This window comes from Nonomuraea sp. AD125B, assembly GCF_041402765.1.
Lineage (GTDB): Bacteria > Actinomycetota > Actinomycetes > Streptosporangiales > Streptosporangiaceae > Nonomuraea > Nonomuraea bangladeshensis.
Window position 1 is genome coordinate 221,775 of sequence record NZ_JBGLOU010000014.1, and the last position, 24,842, is coordinate 246,616.

Consider the following 24,842-nt stretch of genomic DNA (forward strand, 5'->3'; position numbering starts at 1 on the left):
ACCGGGGCCCCTGACAGCCGGAGGGCGGGAGCGAACGCATCCCGTCCGTGGTCCATCCGGCCCGTCCGCACGAGCGGGCGGAGTGTTGTCCGGGGCCCTTCTTCATTTCCCGGCACCCCCGATGAGTTCCGCGCCCGGTTCCGGTCCACAGATGTGTACCCGCACATCCGTGGAGAGAGGGACCATGAGCGCCAACCCTTTGCCGCCCGTCGTCGACGCCGCGACCTGGCGGCGTGAGCTCGACGCGCTGCGCGCCCGCGAGAAGGCCGCCACCCGCGAGCTCGACGCCATCGCCGCCCAGCGCCGCCGCCTGCCCATGGTGCGGCTGCCCGACTACGTCCTCGACGGCGAGCACGGCCCCGTCCGGCTGGCGGACGTCTTCGACGGCGCGCGGCAGCTGATCGTCTACCACCACATGTGGTTCCCGGGCAAGGAGTGGCAGTGCCCGGGCTGCACCGGCTTCACCGCGCAGTTCACCCGCCTGGAGTTCCTCCACGACTACGACGCCAGGTTCGTCGTCGTCACCCAGGGCCCGATCGACGAGGCGCTCGCCTACAAGCGGCGCGTCGGCAACGCCATGACGTGGTACTCCACCGCGAACAGCCCGTTCGGGGCCGACGTCGGCGCCCCGCCCGGCGGCGGCTTCGCCGTCAACGTGTTCCTGCGCGACGGCGACGACACCGTCTACCGCACCTGGCACACCGACGGACGCGGCACCGAGCAGCTCACCCACACCTTCGCGCTGATCGACCTGCTGCCGTACGGGCGGCAGGAGGAGTGGCAGGACTCCCCGGAGGGCTGGCCGCAGCGACCGACCTACAGCGGCTGGGCGTCCTCGCAGGACCTCGCCGCGCGCTACGGCCCCGGCTAGCCGGTCGGCCCGCCGGTCAGTGCTCGCCGGTCAGTGCTCGCCGCGCGGCGTGACGCCGAGGTCGGCGCAGGCGCGCCGGTAGAGGGTCACGACGGCCTTGCGCACCTGCGCCCGCTCGGTCAGCGTCTCGCCCCACGGCACGCGTACGCGCTCGCCCCCGTCGATCGTGAACTCGATCGCCTCGGCGTCCACGTCGCTGGTCACCGCCGTGGTGGCGGACGGCCGGCCGGCGAGGGCCCGGACGATGAGCAGCGAGTCGCCGGCGTGGTCGTCGTTCATGTGGCGCTTGATCGCCTCGACCGCGTCGGGGGTGAACGGCGTGCTCACGCGACCTTCTTCAGCTCGGCCGACATGTGGTCGGACAGCGGCTGCCCCATCGCGGCCATCTCGTAGGCCCACATGAGGTTGCCGTTGACCAGCCCGTAGAGGCGGTAGCCCGCGGTGTATTCCTTCGCGCTCGCGGTGCGGGCCACCACGTCGGTGCGCAGCTCGATCTTGTGGAAGACGACCTCGCCGATGTAGATCTCGACGATGCCGGTCGGGTGCGAGAGCACCACTTCGAGCTGCCGGTCGGGCAGGGCCCGCCAGTAGCCGGACTCGGTGGCCAGCGGCCGGACCCGGTTGCCGTCCTCGTCGAGCAGCCAGGTGCGGCTGACGTAGGTCAGGAACGGCTTGCCGTTGTGGCCGAACTCGATCTCCTGCCCGAAGTTGAAGCTCTCGATCGTCGGGTAGCCGCCGACGCCTGCGCCCTCCCACCGGCCGAGCAGGAACGCGATCGGCTCCAGGGCGGGGTGCACCTCAGGTTCTTCCATGGTCCCCAAGCCTAGTGGCCGGGGCTAGGGTGGCGGGCATGGCACGATCTCTGGTGATCAAGGTTACCGCCGGGGCCGACGCCCCCGAGCGCTGCAACCAGGCGTTCAACGTCGCGGCCGCCGCGCTGGCGAGCGGTGTCCCCGTCTCCCTGTGGCTGACCGGCGAGTCGTCGTGGTTCGCGCTGCCGGGGCGGGCCGCGGAGTTCGAGCTCCCGCACGCCGCGCCGCTCACCGACCTGCTCGCGGCCGTGCTGGCCGCGGGCCGGGTGACGCTCTGCACGCAGTGCGCCGCCCGCCGCGGGATCACGGTGGACGACGTCATCGACGGCGTACGCATCGCCGGGGCGCCGACGTTCGTCGAGGAGGCGACCGCGGAGGGCGTGCAGGCGCTCGTCTACTGAGCGGTCTACTGGGCGGTCTACTGGGCGCCCGTGCCGTCCGGCAGCGGGTCGGGGTGGGCGGGCGCGGCGCAGCCGGCCCGGCACGCCTCCAGCTGCGCCGCGAACGCCATCCCCAGGAAGAGCGCGATCGAGCTGAGGAACGACCACAGCAGCAGCGCCATGACGGCGGTCAGCGGCCCGTACGTCTCGCCGAACGAGCTGTTGTTGTCGGTGTAGAGCGCGAGCGCCAGCGTGAAGACCGTCCACAGGGCGAGCGCCACCAGCGCGCCCACGGCCAGCCAGGTGTGGCCAGGCTGCCGCCGCCGGGGCGAGGCCCGGAACAGCGTGACCGTGCTCACCATCGCCAGCAGGAAGCCGAGCGGCCAGCGGATCAGCGAGAACGCCTGCCGCATCCCGTCACCCCAGCCGTAGACCTCGGTGAGCGCGTGGCCGAGCGCGCCGCCGCCCACGAGGACCGTGAACCCGGTGATCATGAGGACGCCGGCGGTCAGGGCCAGCGCGGCCGCCCGCGCGTACTTGCGGGGGAAGGGCCGGTCGCGTTCGACGCCGTAGATGCGGTTGGCGCCGCGCTCGAACTGCGCCATCGCGGTCGCCAGCGCCACCAGCGTGGTGCCGAGGCCGAGCAGGAGGGCGAGCGTACCGGAGAGGTGGTTGCCGCCCTCCAGGGCCTCCTTGACCGCCTCGGCCCCGCCGCCGGGCGCCAGGCCGCGCAGCGTGAGCCCCAGCACCCGGCCGAGCTGGCCGTGGTCGGTCACCTCGCTCAGCCCGACCAGCGCGATCGTGCCGGGGATGATGGCCAGGCAGAGCTGGAAGGCCAGCGCGCGAGCGTGGCTCATGCCGTCGCCGTAGCGGAACCTCACCAGCGAGTCGCGTACGAGCTGCCAGCCGCCGTAGCTGCGCATGGTCGCCCAGGCGTCGTCGGCGGACAGCTCCTCGCCGCTCATCGTCCGGGTCTGGGGGACCGTCACCGTTGAACCCACGACGAACCGACTACCCTGGTTCGCCCGGATTGATCAGGGAATCAGTCGGCCAGGACCGTGGCCAGGCGTTCCTGGCGCAGCGCCTCGTAGCGGGAGTCGTCGAGCGGGGCGAGCTGCCCCACCCGCCAGGCCAGCAGCAGGTCCGCGAGCGCCGGGTTGCGGGCCAGCGCCGGGCCGTGCAGGTAGGTGCCGACCACGTGGCCCGCGTAGCAGCCTTCGTAGCCGTCGCCGTTGCCAGTGCCCTTGACAGTGCGCGACAGCGGCCGGACGCCGGGGCCGAGGCGGGTGACGCCCATGTGGTTCTCGAACCCGGTCAGCGTGGGCAGGCCGAGCGCCGCGTCCACCTCGGCCACCAGCTCGCCCACGGCGCGGGCCGGGCCGCGCGTGCTCGCGATGTCGAGCAGGCCGATGCCGTCGACCGGCTGCCCCTCCTCGCCGCCGAAGGTGCTGCCCATGATCTGGTAGCCGGCGCACACCGCCAGCATGGACGCCCCGCCGGCGATGGCGCGATGCAGGCCGCCGTCCTTGCGCAGGCGCTGGGCGGCCAGGATCTGCGGGCGGTCCTCGCCGCCGCCGATGAGGTAGACGTCGCCGCTCTCCGGCACCGGGTCGGACGAGCGCACGTGGACCGTCTCGGTGTCGATCCCCCGCCGCCGCGCGCGCTGCTCCAGCACCAGGACGTTGCCCTGGTCGCCGTAGGTGCTCAGCAGGTCGGGATAGATCCAGACGATGCGCAGGACGCTGTCAGACGGCACGACCGAACTCCGATCGGATCTGCTGGAAGGCGGTGTAGTTGGCGATGACGTCGACCCGGCCGGGCGGCTGCATGGCCAGCGCCTCGTTGAACGAGCTGCACAGCGTGAACGGCACGTCCGCCACGTCGAGCCGGAGCGCGAGGTCGAGCCGGCGCTCACCGGTCACGAACACCGGCCGGCCGCGCAGGATGCGGTAGTCGACGTCCCACAGCCACGACGTGTCGCGCCCGTCGGGGCCCTGGGCGTTGACCGACAGGATGATCGGCAGTTGCGCGTCGGCGACGTCGAACGCCTCCAGCCAGCCCGCCGGGTTCTTCGCCAGCAGCAGCCGGGCGTGCCGGCCGTCGCGCTCGACCATCGTGTAGCGGCCGGCCACCGAGGTGACCTCGCGCAGCCGCGGCAGCGCCCGGTCCACGGGCACCCCGAACGTCTCCGCCACCGCGAGCGCCATCACCGCGTTGGAGCGGTTGGCCGAGCCGGGCAGCTGGATGTCGAGCGTCCAGCGCTGCCCGCGCGGGTCGATCGCCATGTCGTCGTCGAGCACCCAGTGCGGCTCGGGACGGTGGAAGGTGCACTCACGGCAGGCCCAGAAGGAGTCCTTGCGGTCGAGCGGGCCCCCGCACTCGGGGCAGCACCAGGAGTCCTCCTTCCAGCGCTGGCCGCCGGCGACCCAGGTGACCGAGGCGGCCGTCGAGGCGCCCCAGGTGACCAGCGGGTCGTCGCAGTTGGCGATGACGTGCGTGGGCTTGCCCGCCAGCGCGCGCCGCCACTTCTGCGCCAGCAGCCAGATCTCGGCCGCGCGGTCCATCTGGTCGCGGCTGAGGTTCATCAGGCAGACCACGCTCGCGCCGGTGGTGTCGAGCACCTCCGGCAGGTATTTCTCGTCCACCTCCAGCACGCCGTAGGGGGCGTGCTTGTGCTGCGACAGCGCCGAGACGTGACCGGCCGGCATGTTGGCGCCGAAGGCGTTGGTCGCGACCTCGCCGAGGTCGAGCAGGGCGTTGACGATCAGGCGCGTGGTGGTGGTCTTGCCGTTCGTGGCGCTGACCAGGGCCAGCTTTCGGTCGCGGGCCAGCTTGCGCAGGAGATCGGGCTCCAGCATCAGGCCGACCCGGCCCCCGATCACAGAGCCGTCGCCGCGCCCGGTCATCCTGGACAGCGTGGCGGCACTGCGGCCCAGGGCGCTGGCGAGCTGGGCCCGCAGAGGAAGCTGGGTCATGTGCATGAATCCTAGTCGGGATTGGGCCGTACTCTCGTTACGCACACGAAAACGTGCCGATCCACCCTCGCTCAGAGGGCGGGAGCCGGGGCGGGGAAGCTGAGCTCGGGCGTGCCGCCGTGGTCGAAGGGCAGGACGAAGCGCCGGGGCCAGGACAGCACGCCTTCCAGCCAGCCCGCCCCCATCGTCTGCCCCACGTGCCGGATCCTGGCCGAGGCCTCGATGCCGATGGCGACGGTCGTGATGTCGCGCTGCACGGACTCGTTCTCGTCGTCGCCCAGGATGACCCGCCAGGCCAGCGCCCGGTTGCGGTCCACCTCCATGGACAGCGGGTGGTGGCGCAGCGCCTTGGCGCGGTGACCGAGCAGCTCGGTGTGCACGCGGTCAGAAGACCCGTTCACGGTTGGGCCGGCGTGGGGCGGGCGGAACAGGGCGTACTCCATCGGCGGGGCCGGGCTGCGCAGGTTGGGGGCGGACTGCCCGTGCGGGAAGAGCCGGTCCACCTCGTGCAGCCACCGCACCTGCGGGATCACCCACGACGCCCCAGGCCGCTCGCCGCCGCCCTCCAGCCCCGCGAGCAGCCGCGTGGCCTTCTCGGCCGCCTTCTCGGTCAGCAGCGTGGGGTCGAACCAGCTCCGCAGCGACCAGGCGCGCCGCTGCACCGACCGTTCGACGAGGGTGGCGAGCAGGCATTCGCGCCGCCGCGCGGGCAGCTCGCCCCAGGCCGCGGCGAGGACGCGCGGCACGCCCGGCAGCGGCCGGTTGCTGACGAACGCGAGCACGACCGTGTCGCACCAGATGCGCAGCCACGCCCACTCGGGCGCGTCGGCGAGCACGTCCGCCTCGCGCAGCTCGACCAGCGTGCACGCCTGCCCGCCCCGGCACTGGGCGCCGCAGGCGGCCGAGCGGCGGCCCCGGATGGGCGGCGGCGGCCCCGGCAGCAGCTTCTCCCTCGACTCGCCGAGCGGGACGCGGACCCGCAGCGGCCGGTCCATGCCGTCGGCGAAGACCGCGGCCGAGCCGGGCTGCAGCGACACGACGTGCCTGGACTGCTCCTCGCTGAGGTTCATGGCCGCGCCGACGAGCTTCCTGTCGTCCTCGGCGGGCAGCCGGTGCACGACCTTGAGCGCGGTGTTCTTGACCACGTCGGAGACGAGCTTGGACGGGATCTGCTCGGCGACGACGATGCCCTCGCCGTACGCCCTGATCTCGGCCAGCAGCCCCGCCAGCAGCTCGACCGCGTGCGTGGAGGCCCGCCCGTGCCCGCGGTCGCGCAGCAGCCGGTGCGCCTCCTCGATGACGATGACGTGCCGCAGGTCGTGGGACTTCTCCTTGCGCGCCCGCATCCGCAGGTGCTCGACGATCCGGATGATCAGCGTGCCCATGAGGAACGCCTTGTCCTCGTCGTTGGCGACGTCCTCGATGGCGAGCACGACGTTGCGCTCCAGCAGGCCGCCGACGTCGGCGGGATGGCCGCCCTCGAAGAAGCGCCCGGCCGAGCCGACGCGCAGCGAGCGCAGCCGCAGCGAGATGAAGCCCTCGACGTCGGCCTGGACCTCGCGGCCGTAGCCGATCTCCTTGATGACGTCCATGGCGTGCTGCTGGAGCTGTTCGAGGGTGGGGACGCTCGGCGGGACGCTGGAGCCGGGGACCGCGCCGCCGGTGACGACGTCCCAGCCGGTGGCCTCGTAGACGCGCTGCAGCGCCAGCGACATGATCTGCGGGAACGGCTCCTCGGCGTCGAAGGCGGCCATGAACAGCGCCCTGATCATGTCGATGTGGGCCTGTACGGGGTAGCCGGGCTCGGGTTCGAGCGGGTTGACGCTGAACGGCACGCCCTCGGGCGCGGACGGGTTGATCACGGTGATCGGCTCGTCCACGCGGCCGGCCATGGCGGCGTACTCGGACTTGGCCGGCTCGATCGCCAGCCACGGGATGCGGGCCCGGCTGAGCTGCTCCAGCAGGTGCCGTACGGTCTGCGACTTGCCCGAGCCGGTCGCCCCGGTGACGAAGGCGTGCCGGTTGAGCGTGGCGAGCGGCACCCGGAACGTGCCGACGGCGCGGTCCTGCCCGTCGAGGATCTCGCCGAGCTCCAGCTCGCCCCCGTCGGCCTCGGACGTCACGTCGAAGAAGCCCGAGTCGAGCACGCGGACGCCGGGCACCTCGCGCCGGGGCAGCCCGGCCAGCGCGGCGAGCGCTCCCGCGGTCGCGGCGAACGGCGCGGCGGCCCCGTCGGCCGGGTCCTGCACGGTGACGGCCAGCGACTCCGCCAGCGAGTACGCGGCCCCGTGCGAGCTCCGCAGCCGGTACGGGTGATGGCTCATCTCGACCGACCCGACCAGCACGGGCGCGAGCTGCCGCAACTCGTCGGCGGTGGCCGCGCCGGCCAGCACCCGCACGTTCCACAGCCCCGCCTCGCGGAAGGCGTCGAGCTCCTGCATGCGCCGCTCGGCCCGCTCGGCGTCGAACCGGGAGCGCTCGGAGGCGTCGCCGTACTGGCGCAGCACGTTGAGCTGGGTGCGCAGGTGAGCCACCTCGGCGTCCAGCAGGTCGGTCGGCTCGGCCACGACGAGCCAGGCGAACGGCCGCGACATCAGCGTGACCAGGGTCGCCTCGAACAGCGTGGGCCGGGTCAGCTCGTCGTGGTCGGCGTGGCGTTCGCGCCCGCCCAGCGGCGGGGCCTGCCGCCCGGGGCAGGGCGCCCACACGAGGTCGGCCAGGTCGGCGAGGTACTCGTCGGAGAGCTGGACCCCGCGCGCCCCGCCGGGGAACAGCAGCGGCTGCGGCCCCCTCGGCCGGTCGGGCACGTCGGTGGCGCGGCGCGGCTGACGCGGCGGCGACAGCGGGCCCGCGTTGGTGATGAGTTCGAGCGGCGCGCCGGATCCCCGTGACAGCCAGCCGATGACGAACGGCCGGTCGCGCTGCGCCGCCGACAACACGGCGGGCAGCACGGTGACGAAGTCCCATTCCGCCGACGAGCTTCGCGAGGGCGCGGCGATCGACTGGATTCGATACCAGGGCCCGCTCAGCGAGACGCTCGGCTGCATCATCAATCCCCCAGAGACGGTTCTTCGCCAAATTCCAGCAACCGCCAGCTCGTCACCTTGACATTGACCATGTCATTGCCCGGTCATGCCCGGCCCTTTCGCCAGTCGAGCCGTGGCGGTGGCGGTCCGAGGTTGGGCGGCGGCTCCTCCCCGTCGGCGGCCTGGGGGTCGAGCGCCAGCACGGCCTCGCGTACGTCCTCCAGCTGGCCGAGCGTGGTCTTGGGGAAGGTGAGGATGGCGGGGTTGGCGTCGGCGAGGCGGACCCGCCGGCCGGTGGCCGTGGCGTCGGTGACGATGACGGAGGTCGTGGGGAGCTGCTGGAGCTCGTGCGGCTCGACCAGGAACTCGCGTGAGCGCTGGAGCACGCGCTCCTTCTCGGAGATCTTGTCGGCGGTGCGGCCCCACTCGGTGGACTCGGTGATGTCCTCGGCGAGGTCGGCCTCGCTCTCGTCGCGCAGCTCGCGCTCGTCGTCCACCTGGGAGACCGTGGAGGTGTAGCCGCCGTTGAGCCCCGGCAGCGACGCGCTGATGGTCTCGGTGAGCTGGGCCAGCTCCAGGCGGTGCTCGGTGCCGATGTGCTCGCTCGCGACGCGGGCGTCCTCGGCGTTGCCGAGCCGCATGAACGCCACCGCCGCGTGCCCCCTGCCGAGCCGTTCGCGCACGGTGGGGGTGAGCGAGCGGTAGGTCAGGACGAGCCCGGTGCGGGAGGTCTCGCAGGCGTCCATGAGCCGGTCGAGCACGTCGCCCCTGAGCTTGTCCGCGCCCGCCACGATGATCGTGTGGTACCAGGGCCGGTCGGAGGCGGGCGACTGGCGCAGGATGTGGGTGAGTGCGGTGGCCACGTACGTGCCGAGCACCCGGTTGCCGAACACCCCCGCCTGCCGGTCCATGCTCACCACCCGCAGCCGGGCCGGCGGCAGCCGTACGGCCTCGGTGCCGAGCGTCTCCAGCTTGCGGAGCTGCGATTCGAGTGCCCAGGCCCGCTCGATCACCACGCGGTCGCTGACGCCGCGGCCGAAGAGCGTGCCGATGCGTTCGAGCTGGGTGGCGGTGAGCAGCCCGAAGCGCAGGTCGTCGCGCGGGTCGCCGACCTGCGCGAGCGCCCGCAGGGCGGCCGTGACCTGGCTGATGGTGGCGTTCTCGCCGAGGACCTCCAGCACCCGCTCCAGGATGGCGTTGTCGAAGCTGAGGTCGCGGGTGGTGCGGTGCTCCTCGCTCACGCTGACCACGTGGGCGAGGACGTCCGCGAACGCCTCCGGCTTGAGCGTCGCGCCGAGGTCGAGCTTGGGCAGGTCGACCGGCAGCACCCACACGAGGGGGTCGTCGCCGCCCTTGCGGGCCAGCTCGATGAGGTCCTTGGCGATGGCGCCCTCGGACAGGTCGAGCACGGTGAGATGGCCGCCGCTGTAGAGGCGGGTGGCGCCGAGCAGCGTGATCAGCGCGGACCAGCCGGGCAAGGTGCCGCCGGCCACGTCGATGCGGTCGATCTCGTCGGGGACGGCGACGGCGTACCAGCTGAGCTGGCGGTCGTGGCGGTCCTTGGACTCCTGCCACTCGCGGTAGCGCCTGGCGTGCTCCTCCTGGGCCTGGAAGAGCTCCTTGTCACGTTCCTGACGTCGCCGCTGGTCCCGCGCCTGCTGCTCCAGCGCGCGGTAGCGGACCGCCTTGTCGCCCTGCATGAGGGCGAAGGTGCAGATGGCCGCCACGCCGCCGGCCGCCACCAGCCCGACGATCGCGAACGACCAGTCGAGGTAGCCCGCGACGGCGACGGCCAGGATCAGCACGCTCAGCACGAGCGCGAACACGCGGAACAGCCGGACCGGCCGGTTGAGCATGTCCTCCTGCATCTGCTCGCGGCGGCCCAGCTCGGCCAGGACCGGATCGGGCCCGGCCGCGGGCTCCTCGCCCGACGAGGCCGGCGAGGGCCGTTTGGGCGGGGGGCCGGGGTCGGGGTGCAGCAGGAGGTACTGCCAGCCCAGGTAGATGCGGTCAGCCTGAAGCTGGGCATGCTCGGGATGCACGTCTGCCACGTGACCCTCCGGCCGCGATCGTTCTCCCAATGTCGGGTCGCCCTTTCCCGCCTCGTGACAGCGTAAGAGCTTCAACCCCCGGAACGGCAGAGTTTCTCGGCAATTCGGCCGAAGCGTTGGGAGCAATGCGGCAGATGGTACAAGCGATACCTATTACCATCCATAGCCATGACGGAACCCGCCGGCGGCAGCGACGAGAGGCCGAGACGCCCGGTGGTGGTGCCCGCCGTCGCCCTGGTGGCGCTCACCGCCCTCGGCATCACCGCTCTGCTGGGCGGGCTCGACGAGGCTCCCGACGTCCCGAAGCCGCTCGGTCAGGGCGCGGTGCTGGACCAGGGCATGTACTCCACCAAGTTCGTGGAGTCACGGGTGAAGGTGGAGAAGGGCGAGCTCTCCTTCGACGAGGACAAGCGCTTCGTCGAGCTCGTCTTCGACGTCACCAACAAGACCGACGAGACCGCCAGGGTCGGGATGCCGCCCGAGCAGCCCTCGCAGGCGTTCACGCTGACCAGCTTCGCGGGCTCGCTCCTCAAGATCAGCCCCGCCTTCTCCAAGGAGTCGGGGCCGTTCACCTTCGCGCTGATCAAGGGCGATGAGTCGCAGCAGCTCCAGCCGGACGTCCCGACGCAGGTCATCGTCCGCTACCGGCTCAAGGAGGGCGAGCGGCCACCGGACAAGATCACCATCGACGTCGGCTCCTTCGAGGAGGGGACCAGCTTCCTCAACGCCGCGTCCCAGTGGCAGATGGTGTCCGAGCAGGTGGGCGAGAAGTTCGTCCCCGAGATCAAGGCGCGGGTGACGCTGCCCGTCAAGCAGGAGGCCGGCGCATGACCGCCACCGCGCCCCGCGCCGCCGCGCTCCCCTCGCCCGGCGGGCCGCCGGCCGGTCGCCGGCCCGGCCTCGGCGCGCGGCTGCTCGCCGTGGCGGCCGGAGTGCTCCTGATCGCGGGCGCGATGGGACTGCAGACGCTCAAGCTCGGGGAGACCGAGGTCGGCGACCCGATCGTCTACACGGGCGCCAAGGGCGAGAACGTCGACGCCCGCAGGTTCACCCTCCGGCTCGACTCGATCACCGCCGCCAAGGCCCTCCAGGGCTCGTCCGAGACCCTCGCCACGGACAACGTCTTCCTCGTCGTCGGGGCCTCCGCCAAGTCGAGTCTCAAGCCGTACCACCTGGCGACGCCCGTCCTCGTCACCGCCGACGGCAAGCGGTTCGAGGCCACCGACCGGGTGGACAGGTCCGTCACGCTGTCCAACACCTTCGTGCAGCCGGACATCTGGGTGAGCGGGCGGTTCTACTTCGAGGTGCCGGCGTCGGCGCTGCCGGGGGCGAGCGTGCGGTTCGGCCTGCCGCAGGGGGCCGGGTGGGTGGAGCCGTACCAGCCGGAGGTGGAGATCGATCTCGGTCTGGACGACGAGGGCGCGCGCAAGCTCGTGGCCTCGGCCCAGGACGTCTACCCGACCGTCAAGAAGTGATCGGCACATGAGCACGAACGAGCGTGACTGGTTCTCTCCGGAGCAGCGGCAACCCCAGCAGGGCTGGACGCCGGCCCCCGAGGGCTACACCGGGCAGCCCGCCCGTCCGGGGCCCGCCGCGCCGCCGCGCCGCCCCGCCAGGCCGCAGCCGTACGACGCCCGGCGGCCCAGGGTCCCGCATCCGGACCAGCAGGTGTGGCCGCCCGTCGGCCGCCGGCAGCAGGGCAGCTCGACGCAGCCCATCCCGGCCGTCCCCGGAGCCCCGCCCTCCCGGCCGTGGCCGCCCCAGGGCCTCCCGCCACGGCCCGCGGACGCCGGACAGGCCCCCGCGCGGACGGGAAAGCCCCGCCGCCGCCTCCTCGTCGCCGTCGCCGCCGTCGCGGTCTCGCTGCTCACCGTCGCGGTGAACCTCTACGACCACCACGACTTCTACGAGCAGCAGATCACCCGCGGCCTGAACCACATCGAGACCGTCGTCCCCCCCGGGCAGCCGGGCAAGGTCTACAACACCGAGTGGCGGGTCGCCGTCGCCCCGATGAAGCCCCCGGAGGGCAACAAGCACGGCCCCGAGGTGACCTGGCTGAAGATCGACATCACGAGGAGGGTCGTGGACGCGGCCTCCGCCACCATGATCGGCGATCCCGGCGACATGAAGCTCCGCGACCGGGCCGGCCGCGAGTGGACGGTCCCCTTCGAGGTCGTCGGCGACCGCCCGCTGGAACGCATGGAGGTGGGCAAGGACTACCGGATCCAGGGCATGGCGATCGTCCCGACACCCGTGGCGGAGGAGGTCGAGCTGTCGTTCGAGCCGAGCAACTACCGCTCGGACACCCCGACGGAGGACCTGTTCGACCACGAGAAGGTGAAGGCGCTGGGCCTGGACGTGTACGTGCTGCGGTTCAGACGTCGTTGAGCGGCCGGCCGCGCAGCCGCGCCCGGGTGGCCGCCAGATCGTACGTCGCCGCCAGCAGCGCCATGGTCAGCACGGTCACGACCATCTCGCGCAGGTAGACCAGCGGCACGCCCTGGTAGACCCACACCCATTCCTCGCGGGAGCCGACGAGCGCCACCACGGCGCGCTGCGCGTAGGCGCCGCCCACCGAGAGGGCCACGTAGCACAGGCACATCATGCCGAACAGCGGGAAGCCGCTCCTGAACACCAGCCGCAGCGAGTTCGCGAGCGGCAGCCAGCGGTCCCTGAAGCCGCCGGTGAGCCGGTCGAACGACTTCTGGGTGAGGTCGTGGCTGCTCTCCAGCCGGTCCACGCCCTTCTCCAGCCTGGTCCCCTTGACCAGGACGCGGGTCTCGTCGGAGTAGGCGCCGAAGACCAGCATCGCCACGGTGAGCCAGGCCAGCGGCACGGCGACGGCGTCGATGAACAGCGGCCAGTAGTCGCCGGTGATCGCGTCCCACACCGGGAGGTTCTCCTTCGCCGCGGTCACCACCTCCTCGGTGCCCGCGACGACGCTGCGGTGCTCCACCCACTCGGAGCGGGCGTCGGCGAAGGCCACGGTGGCGTTCAGCCCGTAGAAGACGAACGCGAACTCGGAGAAGGCGGCCAAGAACCCGAAGAAGCCGCCTTTGCCCTTCTCCAGCGCCTTGGCGAAGAGCGTCTTCAGCGCGAAGGTGACGACCATCGCGCCGAGCGAGACCCGCCAGTCGAGGTCGGTCAGACCGCGGCCGACGTCGCTGCTCTCGCCGAAGAACGAGGCCGTCATCTGCTCGTCGAGATGATGGAACATGTCCATCTGGTAGACGTCCCTGGCGTCCTCGGTCTGGAAGCCCCAGGCGAGGTAGAGGACGGCGAAGGCCGGCGCGACCCGGTCGAGGGTGCGGAAGAACGGCTCGTCCGCCACGCCCTCCCCGGCCCTCGCGCGCATCTCCCAGAGCGCGCCGCGCAGCGCGTGCAGCATCCCGGTCGTGACGACCATCGCGGCCAGGACGATGAACGTGAGCAGCGTCATGACCAGCACCAGGCGGACCTGGCGCCATTCGCCGTAGGCGACCTCGCTGGCCCCGTAGAGGAGCGCGTAGCGGGCCGCCTCGCCGGCGGCGAACCAGAGGATCAGGGGCAGCGCGCACTTCCCCGCCAGCCGCAGCGCGTGCAGGGGCAGTGAGTACGGCGAGGGCATCCGCCGAGCCGGTGCAGGCCCGGACGCGGGTGGTGCCATCACGCCTGTCGAACCGGACATCTGTGGAATCGTAGCGGCCTGTCCCTGGTGTCGCAGCAGCAACCTCGGAAACGCGGCCGGGGTGACAAGTCGCTAGTCCCCCGTAGGAACCCCGGCGGCACGGGGGGAGCATGAGCGCATGGAACCGCTCCCCGCGTTCGACACCGACCCTCGCGCGGTGGGGGATCGACTGCGGCGGCTGCGTCAGGAGCGCGGCGTCTCGCTCTCCGAGCTGGCCGGCCGGGCCGGCATCGGCAAGGACGCGCTCGCGGGCGTCGAGACCGGCGCCCACAGCCCGACGCTCGCGACGCTCTGGGCCATCACCGCCCAGCTCGGCGTGCCCATCGGGGCCGTACTCGACCCGCCGCCCGAGCCGCGGATCATGCGCGGCACGGCCATGGAGGCCGAACTGCTGGAGGTCTTCGAGGACGATCGCGTCATCTACGAGCTCTACCGGGTGCGTGTCCCGCCCGGACTCACCCAGACCAGCCCCGCCCACCACGAAGGCGTCACCGAGCACGTGACGGTCTTCACCGGGACGCTCAGCGCCGGGCCCATCAAGGAACCGCTGACCGCCGGCCCCGGCGACCACATCTCCTGGCGCTCCGACGTGCTCCACGGCTACCGCGCGCACGGCCCCGACCTCGTCCGGGCCACGCTGCTCATGCGCTACCCGGTCAAGCCCTGACACACGAAAAGGCCCGCGCCGGAGACCGGCGCGGGCCCTTCCACGAAGAGGTCAGACGGCGACCGCGAGCTGGGCGACCTCGCCCAGCTTGGCCTCCACCTGCACGTCCCTGGTGACGCCGCCGCCCGCGATGATGCGGACGGTCCAGTCGCCGGGGGCGGCGAAGAAGCGGAAGACGCCGTCGTCGGACACCACGACCTCGCCGGTGAACTCACCGGTGCGGTCGAGCAGGCGGGCGTAGGCGGTGCCCGTGCCGGTCACCACGCCCTGGATCACGGCCTGGTTGGACAGATCGATCCCTGCGGGCAGCGCCACGGTCTGCTCCGGCGCTCCGCAACCCTGTGCCGTCATCAGCGGGCCTCCCCCAGCTCGATCGGCACGCCCACGAGCGAGCCGTACTCGGTCCACGAACCGTCGTAGTTCTTCACGTTCGCCTGCCCGAGGATCTCGTGCAGCACGAACCAGCTGTGCGCCGACCGCTCGCCGATGCGGCAGTAGGCGATGGTGTCCTTGCCGAAGTCGACGCCCGCGTCCTGGTAGAGGGTGCGCAGCTCGTCGTCGGACTTGAAGGTGCCGTCGTCGTTGGCCGCCTTGGACCACGGGATGTTGCGGGCGGTCGGCACGTGGCCGCCGCGCTGCGCCGCCTCCTGCGGAAGGTGGGCCGGGGCCAGCAGCTTGCCGGTGAACTCGTCGGGCGAGCGCACGTCGACCAGGTTGAGCTTGCCGATGGCGCTCACCACGTCGTCGCGGAAGGCGCGGATGGAGGTGTCCTGCTCCTGCGCGGTGTACTGGGTCTTGGGGCGCTCGGTGACGTCCTTGACCAGCTCGCGCGAGTCGAGCTCCCACTTCTTGCGCCCGCCGTCGAGCAGCTTGACGTTGTCGTGGCCGTAGAGCTTGAAGTACCAGTAGGCGTAGGCGGCGAACCAGTTGTTGTTGCCGCCGTACAGCACCACGGTGTCGTCGTTGGAGATGCCTCGGTCGGACAGCAGGGCCTCGAAGCCGGTCTTGTCCACGAAGTCGCGGCGGACCGGGTCCTGCAGGTCCGTCCGCCAGTCGATCTTCACAGCGCCACGGATGTGGCCGCTGTCGTAGGCGCTGACGTCCTCGTCGACCTCGACGATGACGACTCCGGGCGTGTCGAGGTTGGCCTCGACCCAGTCGGCGTCCACCAGTGCGGCGGAGCGGCTCATTGGGAAACCTCCATGTTGGCGGCGGGCAGTAGACGGCGAATATGCGGGTACGTGGCGCAGCCGAGGATGGATCCCGAGGCTGCGGTGAGGATCTTCGTGAGGAGCTCCGGCGGGATGCGCGCGGCCGCAGGCGCCCGGAAGCGCCCCGTCGAAGTGACGAGGGCGGTGGTCAGGGTCGTGATCGGCGCGCGGAGGCGCGACAATGGAAGGTCGGCACGCATCGCGGGATGCTCCTGAAGGGTCGATTGGGGCGGATCATCCGAGGATCCGCGCTAGATCGTCCTCAGGCAGCGCGACAGAGCGCGGTGGCCACGCGGCAGAAATCAACCGCGCGCCGCTTCGTGAGCAGCTCTGTCGAAGGGGTCATAGCCAAGACACTACTCGGCGTCTCGCCATCTGTCACATCTCGTCCGGTTGATGAGACGGTTCCTGGTTCAACGCCCCTGCGAGCGCCACCAGGACGTCGGCCTTGCGCGGCTGCCCGGCGGCCCGCTTGACGATCCGCCCCGCGCCGTCGAGCACGAACACCGTCGGCGTGCCGGTGACCTCCAGCCTGCGCACCAGGTCGAGCCGGGACTCCGCGTCCACCTCGACGTGCCGCACACCCGGCACGAGCGCGCTCACGTCGGCGAGCACCCGCCTGGTCGCCCGGCACGGCTGGCAGAACGCGGTGGAGAACTGCACCAGCGTCGCCCGCTCACCGAGGGCGGCGCCGAGGTCCCCCTCGGACAACGAAGTCACGTCGGATGCAACCGGCGCGACCGGCGATTGCTTCCCGCCCCCGGCCTACCTGCCGGGCACCTTGACCCGGACCAGCAGCTTGCCCGTGCGCTCGTCGATCACGTCGAAGCGGACGATGTCGGCGAGCGGCAGCCCGGTCGTGGTCTTGAACGCGTCGCGCTCCTCGAAGCCGGCGCCTCCGGCGACCCAGCCGTCGGTGACGTCCCGCCGCCCGCCCTCGCCGACGACGCGGACCCGGCAGGGGGTGCCGGCCGGCACGCCGCGCAGCCGTACGGCCAGCTCGGCGCCGTCGTCCGCGGGCCAGGCCAGGATCGTGGCGTGGTAGCCGTCGGCGGCGTTCTCGCCGGTGAACTCGGGGCCCGCCACCGCCTGCTTCTTCTGCTTCGTGGGCATGGCGGACGGGCTGGGGAGCGGGTCGCCGGTCGCGCGCAGCTCGCTGTTCTGGTCGGCGAGCGGCACGGGCTGCTCGGCGGCGGTGGCGGCCGAGTCGGCCGCATCCGACGAGGACGCGGCGGAGGAGGCCGCCCGCTCCGGCGCGCTCGCCGCGGTCATGGCCGGCCCGCCGCCGGTCACGGCCGTCCAGACCGCGCCGCCCACCACCAGCGCCGCGACGGACGCCGCCGACAGCAGCAGCATCCGGCCGCGCCTGGTGCGCCGGGCGCGGTCGTCGAGCAGCCGGTCCAGCACCTGGCGCGGCGGGCTGGCGACCAGCTCGACGTCCCGCTCCGACACCTTGCCCAGGAACGAGGTGACGTCCTCCAGCTCCAGCAGCTCGGCGGCGCACGCCTCGCAGCCGGCCAGGTGACGGTCGACCTCCTGCGCCTCCTCGGGGTCGAGCGCGCCGAGCGCCCGCACCCCCAAGGACATCCGGACCTCCTCGCAGGTCATCACGGTGCCAGCCCCCGCTCCTCCAGCGCGAGCTTGAGCGCGCGCAACGCGTAGTAGGTGCGCGACTTGACCGTCCCCGGTGGAATGCCCAGCGTGTCCGACGCCTCCTTCACCGATCGCCCCCGGTAGTAGACCTCCATCAGCACCTCGCGGTGCTCGGGCCGCAGCGCGGCCAGCGCCTCGGCCACCGCCCACGACTCGACCGCGCGCTCCAGCTCGTCCTCGGCCGGCACGACGGTGAGCGCCTCGTCGCTGATCTCGGGCGGCCTGGCCTTCCTGGCGCGGTGCTGGTCCACCACGAGGTTACGGGCCACTGTGAACAGCCACGCCCTGATCGGCCGGTCGGTGAGCGCGTCGGGATGCCGCCAGGCCCGCAGCAGCGTCTCCTGCACCACGTCCTCCGCCCTTCCCGAGTCGCCGGTCAGTCGCAGCACGTAGCCGTAGAGCGGCCCCGCGTGCTCGTCGAAGAGGGTCTTCACGAGTTCCTCGTCGGCGGTCCCGGCTGCGCTCACGCCCTCATCACGTACGGCGGCGCCGATCGGTTCAGGCTCATCCACGGGGCTCATCCACGGGGCTCATCCACGGAGCGGCACGTCGGTCGCCTCGGCGGTGAACTCCAGTCCGTCGGCCACGCTCCTGACCCGGGTGACCTTCACGTCGAAGGGCAGGTCGGCCTTGAACGGGATCGGGATCGAGACGAACTGCGCGAGCGCCGCGGGCACGCCCTCGATCTTCTCGGCCTGCAGCCTGATCTGCCCGTCGACCACCGAGACCCGCAGCTCGGCGTCGAACTTCACCTTGTTCGCCCCCACCGTCAGCTCGCCCGACGCGGTGAGCCGCGACCCGTTTCCGCCGATCTTGACGCCGCGGGGGGCGTACTTGTCGATCGTGGCCCTGGTGAGGGTGCCGCTGACGGTCATGCGGCCGGCCCGGATGTCGGCTCTGTTCTGCAGGATGTCGGCGAGCGGCGCGGTCACGTCGTAGGCGGCGCCCCGCAGGTTCTTCACCGGCACGCCGCCGTAGGTGAGGGTGCCGAGGTCGAACCGGACCTCCGGATAATGCCCGCTGACGGCCTGGGTGAGAAAGGGGATGCCCTCAATGGTGACCGTGGGCGTGCCGGAGAGGTCGGCGGCGGCCGCGATGCGGTTGGCGAGGTCGCGTTCGACCCCGGCGGCCGCGACGCGGTCGACGGCGACAAGGAGAATGACCAGCACGATCAGAAAAACGATCAGCTTGCGCATGGGGCTCCCTGTGCAGGCGGGGGTACGAGCCTATCGATCGAGACCTCTCATTCCCCCGCGAAGCCGTTGATCACCCACCGGCGAAAGGCGGCAGCACCTCGACGGTGACGCCGTCGCCGAGCGTGACCTCGTCGTGCGGGCGCTTTCCCACGGGCGCGCCGTCGACCAGGAACGAGCAGCGCCGCACGACGCGCGCCAGCTCGGCCCGGTCCGCTGTGATTTTCGTCATCAACTCACTCAGCGTGACCGCGTCGAACGACTCCTCGGCGACACCAGCCGCTTCCTTGGCCGCCGCCCAATACCGTATTTTGCCTGTGGCCATTTGATCCTCACAATCCTTGCCGAACCATTGTGCGTCTTCCTTAACAAGGTTGTTTCACGAGACGCGCTGTTCACCTGGTGGACCCGCAATGGACGGGTCTTACTCGTGGGATATCCTCACTCACAGGACCTGGGCGACGTAGCCCCCGGGTCCTTGCGTGTTTGAGGAGGCCGTAATGAGCAATCTGCTCCTGCTGACCAACGCCCTCGAGCCGTCATCCGAGGTGCTCCCGGCGCTGGGGTTGCTGCTCCACTCGGTCCGCGTGGCGCCCGCCGAGGCGTCCGCGCTCATCGACACACCGCCCGCCGACGCCGTCATCGTCGACGCGCGCAGGGAGCTCGTGCAGGCCAAGAGCCTGTGCCGGCTGATCCGCACCACGGGCATCGACTGCCCGCTGCTGGTGATCGTCACCGAGGGCGGCCTGGCCGCCATGACCGCGGAATGGGGCGTCGACGACGTCCTCCTCGACAGCGCGGGCCCGGCCGAGGTCGAGGCTCGGCTGCGCATGGCGACCGGCCGCATCAGCCAGGCCGCCGCCGAGGACGTGCCCGACGAGATCCGCAGCGGCGACCTGTCCATCGACGAGGCCACCTACACCGCCCGGCTGCGCGGCCGGGTGCTCGACCTCACCTTCAAGGAGTTCGAGCTGCTGAAATACCTCGCGCAGCACCCGGGCAGAGTCTTCACCCGCGCCCAGCTCCTCCAGGAGGTCTGGGGCTACGACTACTTCGGCGGCACCCGCACGGTGGACGTGCACGTCCGGCGGCTGCGCGCCAAGCTCGGCACCGAGTACGAATCCCTGATCGGCACGGTCCGCAACGTCGGCTACCGTTTCGTCCCCGACCGGGCCGACACCGCGACCGTCTGAACGGCATGGACAGCCCGGCACTGACAGCCGGGCATTGACAATGGGACCGCCCGATGTGACACATTGGTGGTCAATCCGTTCAGCAAGTGTCAGGCCGAGGACACCGCCGTCCGACGATGGGTGGTGTCGGGGTGCAGTCGTTCAGGTCACTGGTGGACGAGGGCGCCCGGCCGCGCGTGTTCCGGCGTAACGAGACCATCTGCTCCCCGTTACGCGCCCCTCATCACGTTTACGTCATCGACTACGCCGCCCAGGTGCGCCCGCTGCTGCCGGGCGGCAAGGACTGCGTGGTGCTGGTGACCAGCCGCACCCGCATGGCGCCGCTGCGCGCGACCGGCCACGCCGACCTCATGGACCTGCCCGTGCTCGACCCGGGCAACGCGGTCGCGCTGCTGGTCGGGGTGCTCGGGAAGGGCTCGCCGCGGGCGGCCGACCGGGACGCGCTGGCCGAGCTGGCCCGGGTGTGCTCCTACCATCCGTTCGCGCTGCGCATCTCGGCCGCCAAGCTGGCCGAGAACCCCGGCATGAGCGTCGGGGAGCGGATCCAGGAGCTGCGCCGGCCCGGCCGGGTGCTGGTGGGCGATCCCGAGGAGGCGTTCCGGTCGGCGCTGGACCTCGCGTACGAGTCGCTGACCCCGGCACGGCGGCGGGCCTTCCGGCACGTCGGGCTGCTGCCGGGGCGCGACTTCACCCCGCAGGTGCTGGCCGCCGCGCTGGGCGTTCCGGTGGCCGAGGCCGTCGCGGCGGTCGAGGGGCTGCACCGGGCCTACCTGGTGGAGCCGCTGCCGGGGCCGCGTTACCGGGTGCACGACCTGGTCAAGCGGCTGGCCAGGGAGCTGGGCCGGCACGCGGAGGCGGGCGTGCGCGAGGCGCGGGCGCGGCTGCTCGACCACTACCTGGCGGTCGCCGGCGATCCGGCGACGCCGCGCGAGTGGTTCGAGGCCGAGCGGCGCTCGCTGGTGTCGGCCGTGCGGCTGGCCGAGGAGAGCGGCGCGTACGGGATGGCGTGGCGGCTGGCCGAGGCGGTGTTCGCGCCGTTCAGGCGGCTCCGCTTTTACGAGAACAACCTGGAGGTCCAGCAGGCCGGCCTGAGCTCCGCGCTCCAGGTCGGCAACCGGCGGGCGATCGCGCTCATGCGCGGCAACCTCGGCTCCATCCACCGCGACATCGGTCCGTCCACGCTGGCCGCCCGCTTCATCGGCGAGGCGCTCGCCGACCACACCTCGCTCGGCGACGACGTCGGCCGGGCCCGCGCGCTCATCGACCTGGCCGAGGTGTACGGCATCGCGGGCAAGGTCGAGGACGCCCTCCGCCGCGCCGGCGAGGCCCTGGACCTGTACGGCGAGATCGGCGACCGGACCGGCGTGGCGAGCTGCCTGCACACGCTGTCCCGGCTGCACCTGTCGCAGGAGCGCTACGAGCCGGCGCTCACGTACGCCCGCCAGGCCCTCGCCGTGCGCGCGGAGCTGGGCGACCGGCGCGGCACCGCCCAGAGCCTGATCCTGCTGGCCCGCGTCCAGCGCGACCTCGGCGAGCCGGAGGCGGCGCTGTCGGAGGGCCTGGAGGCGCTGTCGATCTGCCAGGAGCTGGGCGACGAGCAGGCCGAGGCCGAGACCCTGCTCTGCCTGGCCGAGATCTACGACCTGCTGCGCCTGCCGCACGACGCCCGGCGCGACGCCGAACGCGCGCTGGCCGGCTACACCGCCGCCGGCGACCACCACGGCAGCGGCCGGGCCCTGTGCGCGCTCGGCCGCGTCGCCCGCAACGGCGCCCGCTACGACGAGGCCCTGGCCTGCTACGAGCAGGCGCTCACGGTGCAGGTGGAGCTCCACCACGAGCAGGGCAAGGCCGAGACGCTGGCCGACATCGGGCTCGTGTACTGGCGGCTGGCCGACTACCTGCGCGCCGACGACTATCTCAACCAGGCGCTGGCGATCAGCCGGGTGATCCACGACGCGCCGGGAGAGGCCCGCACGCTCAACCGGCTGGCCCGGGTGCGCAGGCGGCAGGGGCAGCCGCAGGTGGCCTTCGTGTACGCGCTGGAGGCCCTGGACATCGTGCAGGGCACCGGAAACCGGCGGGCCGAGGCGGACGTGCAGGAGACGCTGGCGTACACGTACCTGTCGCTCGGCCGGCACGCCTCCGCGCTGCGGGCGGCGCGGGCGTCGCTGGCGATCAGGGAGGAGCTGGGCGACAACCGGGCCAGCGCGCTGCTGTCGGTCGCGCAGGCCACGCACGCGGCCGGCCGGGCGGCGGAGGCGCTCGGCCCGGCGACGGAGGCCGTCGAGCTGCAGCGGGCGGCCGGCAGCCGCGACCGGTGGGCGGCGGCGCTCACCGCCCTGGCGCTGGTCCTGCTCGACCTGGACCGGCCCGGGGAGGCCCTGGAGCTGGCCAGGCAGGCCAGGGACGTGCACCAGGAGTGCGGCACGCGGCGGGACCTCGGCTGCGCGCTGCGGGCGCTCGGGCTGGTCTCGGCGCGGCTCGGCGACCGGGACGCGGCCGTCGCGTGCCTGACGGAGGCGGCGCGCACGCTGGAGGAGGTTGGCGACGTGCAGGAGGCCGGCCGGGTGGCGGAAGAACTCCGGTATCTGCCGTGAATCGCCGATGAAAGTAGGGAAATCCGGGGGCTGAGGTCGCAGATCTTCGGCGGGGGCCTCGTGTTCGCTGGTGGCTTCGACCGAACCAGCGGAGGTGATCCTGATGCTCCGGCAGAACCGGACCCGGCGTGGCGACCTGAAGTGGCTGAAACGGCAGGCCCGTACGGACCGGCGGATCACCCTCGCGCTGCTCGCGGGCGTGGCCGCCGCCTGGGTGAGACAGCTGCCGTGGGAGGTGCCCGGCGGGGCCGAGCCGCTGCTCGGGCTCTCGGTCGCGCTGCTCCTGGTCTCCGGGTTCGCCTGGCTGAACGCCGCCTGCCTGGTGACCAGGACCCTGCGCGCCCGCAGGGACCCGGTGGAGGAGCTGCGCCGGGTGTCCCGGATCCGGCGGGGCAAGGAGTGGGCGTTCTGGGCGGCGGGGGCGTACGGGGCCTGGCACCTCCTCCAGTTCGTGACGGCGCTGCTGCTGCGCTGACCGGGGGCGGGTCACCCCACGGGCACCGGGAACGACCAGTGGTCGCCGTAGCGCTCGCGCAGGTCGGTCCGTCTCCAGTCCTCCCCGGTCACCCGTCCCCGGCACAGCGGGGCGCCGCACCGGCACTCCAGCACGAATCCGGGCGCCTTCGTGCAGGTCGCGTAGTCCAGCGTCAGCTCCTCCCCTCGTCGCACGTCGCGGCGGGCGACGAGGGCGTAGGGGCCGCTCCACCACAGGTTGGGGTCACAGCCGTGGTTGCCCTTGCCGTTCGGGCTGCCCGGCGGCAGGACCAGGTGCAGGTCGTCGCCGACGGCCACCGTGTCGACGTACGGGACGGCGGGGTCGGCGAGCAGCTCCCGCAGCGCGTCCCAGGTCACCAGCCGGCCGCCGAGGCGGGAGACGACGGTCCCCGCGGGCAGCGGGGTCATGGCGAACAGGCCCTCGCCGGCGATCGGCGAGGGCCGGACCTCGACGGCGGGATGCAGCAGGCAGTGCGGGGCGGGAGTCTCAGGCATGGCACCAGCGTGGAGCAGGCGGGGGCCGGTGGATAGAGGGAGCCTGCCGGGGTAGCGGGCCTGGCAGGGGGAGGTGTTGCGTGTGTCCGGGGAGGGTGATCTGGTCGTCCCTGACGCCGCTCGGGGGCTGGTGCTGTTCGCGCACGGCAGCGGCAGCAGCCGGCACAGCCCGCGCAACCGGTACGTGGCCGGCGCGCTCAACGAGGCCGGGCTGGCGACGCTGCTGTTCGACCTGCTGACGCCCGAGGAGGAGGCCGACCGGGCGAACGTGTTCGACATCGGCCTGCTGGCCGAACGCCTGCTGGAGCGCACCCGCGAGGCGCGGGAGCACCCGGACTCGGCCGGCCTGCCCATCGGCTACTTCGGGGCCAGCACCGGCGCGGCGGCCGCGCTCTGGGCGGCGGCCCAGCCGGGCAACGACATCGCGGCCGTCGTCTCGCGGGGCGGCCGGCCCGACCTGGCCGGGCCGCGCCTGGCGGCGGTCCGCGCGCCCACGCTGCTCGTGGTCGGCGGCAGGGACCCGGTCGTGATCGAGCTGAACCAGGAGGCCCAGCAGCGGCTGCCGTGCGAGTGCCGGCTCACGATCGTGCCCGGCGCGACGCACCTGTTCGAGGAGCCCGGCGCCTTGGACGCGGTCGCGGACCTGGCCCGCGGCTGGTTCGTCACGCACTTCGCGGCCCCGCGCACGGGCCGGGCACCCATCTAGCGTGCGCTGATCGGGGCGGCGCCGGTGGCCTCGGCGAGGAGGCGTTCGTAGACCTCGGGGTCGGTGGTCTCGCAGCCGAGCCGGTGGCCGGTCAGCTCGCCGTGGTCGTCACTGGAGCCGGTCACGGCCAGGCCCAGCTCGCCGGCCAGGCCGCGCAGCCTGGCGCGGGCGGGCTCGTCGTGGTCGAGATGGTCGGCCTCCACCCCGAACAGCCCGTCGGCGGCCAGCTCGGCGATCCACTCGTCGGGCACGGCGGGACCGCGCCTGGCGGCCTTGGGGTGCGCGAGCACCGGGACGCCGCCCGCGGCGCGGACGAGCCGGACCGCCTGTCCGGGGTCGAGCGCGTAGCGGTTGACGTTCGCGCGTCCGCCCGTGCCGATCCACTCCGGCGTGAACGCCAGGTCGGGCGCGGCGATCGCCCCGGCGGCGACCATGGCGCGGGCGATGTGCGGCCGGCCGACCGGGCCGCCCGCCGCCAGCTCGGTCACCTGGGCCCAGGTCACCGGCACGCCCAGCTCGGCCAGCCGCTCGACGGTGAGCCGGGCGCGCGTCTCGCGGGCCTCCCTGAGGCGTACGCACTCGGCGCGCAGCTCGGGCTCGGCCGGGTCGAAGAGGTAGGCGAGCAGGTGGATGCCCTGCTCGCCGCGGCGGCAGGACAGCTCCATGCCGGGCACCAGCGTCAGCCCGCCGGGCAGCGCGGCGGCCGCCTCCCCGTGCCCGGCGACGGTGTCGTGGTCGGTCAGCGCCAGCACGTCGAGGCCGCGTTCGCGGGCCCGGCGCACGACGTCGGCCGGCGGCTGCGTGCCGTCGGAGGCGTTGCTGTGGCTGTGCAGGTCGATGCGCATGAGGG

Annotated in this window: 29 protein-coding genes; 10 read left to right on the forward strand and 19 right to left on the reverse strand. The window is 72.6% G+C overall.

The annotated features are described in order from the left end of the window. The first annotated feature begins 184 nt into the window (after positions 1-184). Entirely contained in the window at positions 185-871 is a 687-nt protein-coding gene (locus tag ACBR40_RS33615; protein WP_364462837.1) for a DUF899 family protein, read from the forward strand. A gap of 30 nt (positions 872-901) precedes the next feature. Here the strand turns inward: ACBR40_RS33615 and ACBR40_RS33620 are convergent, their stop codons facing one another. Both ACBR40_RS33620 and ACBR40_RS33625 read right to left on the reverse strand, forming a co-directional pair. Then, positions 902-1,198 (reverse strand): DUF2470 domain-containing protein, encoded by a 297-nt coding sequence (locus ACBR40_RS33620; RefSeq protein ID WP_020544689.1) that lies wholly within the window; start codon positions 1,196-1,198, stop codon positions 902-904. After that, the gene (locus ACBR40_RS33625; RefSeq protein ID WP_344217985.1) at positions 1,195-1,683 is read right to left on the reverse strand and encodes an FABP family protein; all 489 of its coding nucleotides are present in this window, start codon (positions 1,681-1,683) and stop codon (positions 1,195-1,197) included. Before ACBR40_RS33625 ends, ACBR40_RS33620 begins: the two co-directional genes overlap by 4 nt. 38 nt (positions 1,684-1,721) lie before the next feature. Between ACBR40_RS33625 and ACBR40_RS33630 the strand changes: the two genes are divergently transcribed. After that, positions 1,722-2,084, forward strand: coding sequence for a DsrE family protein (locus tag ACBR40_RS33630; RefSeq protein ID WP_371251313.1), 363 nt, complete (start codon positions 1,722-1,724; stop codon positions 2,082-2,084). A 17-nt stretch (positions 2,085-2,101) separates the two neighbouring features. Here the strand turns inward: ACBR40_RS33630 and ACBR40_RS33635 are convergent, their stop codons facing one another. The 5 genes from ACBR40_RS33635 to ACBR40_RS33655 all read right to left on the reverse strand — a co-directional run bounded on the left by ACBR40_RS33635 (position 2,102) and on the right by ACBR40_RS33655 (position 10,115). Beyond that, positions 2,102-3,052, reverse strand: coding sequence for a YihY/virulence factor BrkB family protein (locus ACBR40_RS33635; protein ID WP_344217989.1), 951 nt, complete (start codon positions 3,050-3,052; stop codon positions 2,102-2,104). Positions 3,053-3,105: 53 nt separating this feature from the next. Beyond that, the gene (locus ACBR40_RS33640; RefSeq protein WP_344217991.1) at positions 3,106-3,819 is read right to left on the reverse strand and encodes a glutamine amidotransferase; all 714 of its coding nucleotides are present in this window, start codon (positions 3,817-3,819) and stop codon (positions 3,106-3,108) included. Next, on the reverse strand, positions 3,809-5,038 hold the full coding sequence (locus tag ACBR40_RS33645) for a MurT ligase domain-containing protein (RefSeq protein ID WP_371251314.1): 1,230 nt from the start codon (positions 5,036-5,038) through the stop codon (positions 3,809-3,811). Before ACBR40_RS33645 ends, ACBR40_RS33640 begins: the two co-directional genes overlap by 11 nt. 71 nt (positions 5,039-5,109) lie before the next feature. After that, the gene (locus ACBR40_RS33650) at positions 5,110-8,088 is read right to left on the reverse strand and encodes an ATP-binding protein (RefSeq protein WP_371251315.1); all 2,979 of its coding nucleotides are present in this window, start codon (positions 8,086-8,088) and stop codon (positions 5,110-5,112) included. A gap of 80 nt (positions 8,089-8,168) precedes the next feature. Beyond that, positions 8,169-10,115: a hypothetical protein gene (locus ACBR40_RS33655; protein ID WP_344217997.1), complete on the reverse strand. Its 1,947-nt coding sequence runs from the start codon at positions 10,113-10,115 to the stop codon at positions 8,169-8,171. A gap of 168 nt (positions 10,116-10,283) precedes the next feature. Here ACBR40_RS33655 and ACBR40_RS33660 point away from each other — a divergent pair, with 168 nt between their 5' ends. The 3 genes from ACBR40_RS33660 to ACBR40_RS33670 are packed head-to-tail and all read left to right on the forward strand — an operon-like array spanning position 10,284 to position 12,503. Continuing rightward, entirely contained in the window at positions 10,284-10,946 is a 663-nt protein-coding gene (locus tag ACBR40_RS33660; RefSeq protein WP_371251316.1) for a hypothetical protein, read from the forward strand. Then, a complete protein-coding gene (locus ACBR40_RS33665) occupies positions 10,943-11,590 on the forward strand; it encodes a hypothetical protein (protein WP_371251317.1) in 648 nt (215 codons plus the stop codon). The genes ACBR40_RS33660 and ACBR40_RS33665 overlap by 4 nt, the downstream gene beginning before the upstream one ends. Before the next feature lie 7 nt (positions 11,591-11,597). Beyond that, entirely contained in the window at positions 11,598-12,503 is a 906-nt protein-coding gene (locus ACBR40_RS33670; protein ID WP_371251318.1) for a hypothetical protein, read from the forward strand. On the opposite strand, the gene ACBR40_RS33675 is transcribed toward ACBR40_RS33670, so the two are convergent. Further along, positions 12,490-13,782 carry a hypothetical protein gene (locus ACBR40_RS33675; RefSeq protein WP_344218005.1) on the reverse strand — a complete coding sequence of 431 codons (1,293 nt, stop codon included), beginning with the start codon at positions 13,780-13,782 and terminating at the stop codon, positions 12,490-12,492. The genes ACBR40_RS33670 and ACBR40_RS33675 overlap by 14 nt on opposite strands. A 118-nt stretch (positions 13,783-13,900) precedes the next feature. Between ACBR40_RS33675 and ACBR40_RS33680 the strand changes: the two genes are divergently transcribed. Further along, positions 13,901-14,449, forward strand: a complete 549-nt coding sequence (locus tag ACBR40_RS33680; RefSeq protein ID WP_371251319.1) for a helix-turn-helix domain-containing protein — start codon at positions 13,901-13,903, stop codon at positions 14,447-14,449. A gap of 51 nt (positions 14,450-14,500) precedes the next feature. On the opposite strand, the gene ACBR40_RS33685 is transcribed toward ACBR40_RS33680, so the two are convergent. The 9 genes from ACBR40_RS33685 to ACBR40_RS33725 form a co-directional block, all read right to left on the reverse strand. Continuing rightward, positions 14,501-14,800, reverse strand: a complete 300-nt coding sequence (locus tag ACBR40_RS33685; RefSeq protein ID WP_344218009.1) for a DUF1416 domain-containing protein — start codon at positions 14,798-14,800, stop codon at positions 14,501-14,503. Continuing rightward, positions 14,800-15,639 (reverse strand): sulfurtransferase, encoded by an 840-nt coding sequence (locus tag ACBR40_RS33690; protein WP_344218011.1) that lies wholly within the window; start codon positions 15,637-15,639, stop codon positions 14,800-14,802. Before ACBR40_RS33690 ends, ACBR40_RS33685 begins: the two co-directional genes overlap by 1 nt. Then, entirely contained in the window at positions 15,636-15,860 is a 225-nt protein-coding gene (locus tag ACBR40_RS33695; RefSeq protein WP_344218013.1) for a hypothetical protein, read from the reverse strand. Before ACBR40_RS33695 ends, ACBR40_RS33690 begins: the two co-directional genes overlap by 4 nt. A gap of 62 nt (positions 15,861-15,922) precedes the next feature. Then, entirely contained in the window at positions 15,923-16,006 is an 84-nt protein-coding gene (locus ACBR40_RS33700; protein ID WP_350773254.1) for a putative leader peptide, read from the reverse strand. Positions 16,007-16,038: 32 nt separating this feature from the next. Further along, positions 16,039-16,371: a TlpA family protein disulfide reductase gene (locus tag ACBR40_RS33705; RefSeq protein WP_371251320.1), complete on the reverse strand. Its 333-nt coding sequence runs from the start codon at positions 16,369-16,371 to the stop codon at positions 16,039-16,041. A 54-nt stretch (positions 16,372-16,425) separates the two neighbouring features. Next, positions 16,426-17,268, reverse strand: a complete 843-nt coding sequence (locus ACBR40_RS33710) for an anti-sigma factor (protein ID WP_371251346.1) — start codon at positions 17,266-17,268, stop codon at positions 16,426-16,428. Next, entirely contained in the window at positions 17,268-17,834 is a 567-nt protein-coding gene (locus ACBR40_RS33715; RefSeq protein WP_371251321.1) for a sigma-70 family RNA polymerase sigma factor, read from the reverse strand. Before ACBR40_RS33715 ends, ACBR40_RS33710 begins: the two co-directional genes overlap by 1 nt. 9 nt (positions 17,835-17,843) lie before the next feature. Further along, positions 17,844-18,509: a DUF2993 domain-containing protein gene (locus ACBR40_RS33720; protein ID WP_344218016.1), complete on the reverse strand. Its 666-nt coding sequence runs from the start codon at positions 18,507-18,509 to the stop codon at positions 17,844-17,846. Between the two features lie 70 nt (positions 18,510-18,579). Beyond that, positions 18,580-18,831 (reverse strand): MoaD/ThiS family protein, encoded by a 252-nt coding sequence (locus tag ACBR40_RS33725; protein ID WP_344218018.1) that lies wholly within the window; start codon positions 18,829-18,831, stop codon positions 18,580-18,582. Between the two features lie 175 nt (positions 18,832-19,006). Here ACBR40_RS33725 and ACBR40_RS33730 point away from each other — a divergent pair, with 175 nt between their 5' ends. The 3 genes from ACBR40_RS33730 (at position 19,007) to ACBR40_RS33740 (ending at position 22,771) form a co-directional block, all read left to right on the forward strand. Next, the gene (locus tag ACBR40_RS33730; RefSeq protein ID WP_344218020.1) at positions 19,007-19,699 is read left to right on the forward strand and encodes a response regulator transcription factor; all 693 of its coding nucleotides are present in this window, start codon (positions 19,007-19,009) and stop codon (positions 19,697-19,699) included. Between the two features lie 116 nt (positions 19,700-19,815). Further along, entirely contained in the window at positions 19,816-22,296 is a 2,481-nt protein-coding gene (locus tag ACBR40_RS33735) for a tetratricopeptide repeat protein (protein ID WP_371251322.1), read from the forward strand. A gap of 103 nt (positions 22,297-22,399) precedes the next feature. Then, positions 22,400-22,771 (forward strand): hypothetical protein, encoded by a 372-nt coding sequence (locus ACBR40_RS33740; protein WP_371251323.1) that lies wholly within the window; start codon positions 22,400-22,402, stop codon positions 22,769-22,771. Positions 22,772-22,782: 11 nt separating this feature from the next. Here the strand turns inward: ACBR40_RS33740 and ACBR40_RS33745 are convergent, their stop codons facing one another. After that, positions 22,783-23,286: an SET domain-containing protein gene (locus ACBR40_RS33745; RefSeq protein WP_371251324.1), complete on the reverse strand. Its 504-nt coding sequence runs from the start codon at positions 23,284-23,286 to the stop codon at positions 22,783-22,785. A gap of 82 nt (positions 23,287-23,368) precedes the next feature. Here ACBR40_RS33745 and ACBR40_RS33750 point away from each other — a divergent pair, with 82 nt between their 5' ends. Next, the gene (locus ACBR40_RS33750; RefSeq protein ID WP_344218028.1) at positions 23,369-23,992 is read left to right on the forward strand and encodes an alpha/beta hydrolase; all 624 of its coding nucleotides are present in this window, start codon (positions 23,369-23,371) and stop codon (positions 23,990-23,992) included. Here ACBR40_RS33750 and ACBR40_RS33755 read toward each other — a convergent pair. Continuing rightward, entirely contained in the window at positions 23,989-24,837 is an 849-nt protein-coding gene (locus tag ACBR40_RS33755; RefSeq protein WP_371251325.1) for a PHP domain-containing protein, read from the reverse strand. The two genes, ACBR40_RS33750 and ACBR40_RS33755, sit on opposite strands and share 4 nt — an antisense overlap. Between the last annotated feature and the right edge of the window lie 5 nt (positions 24,838-24,842).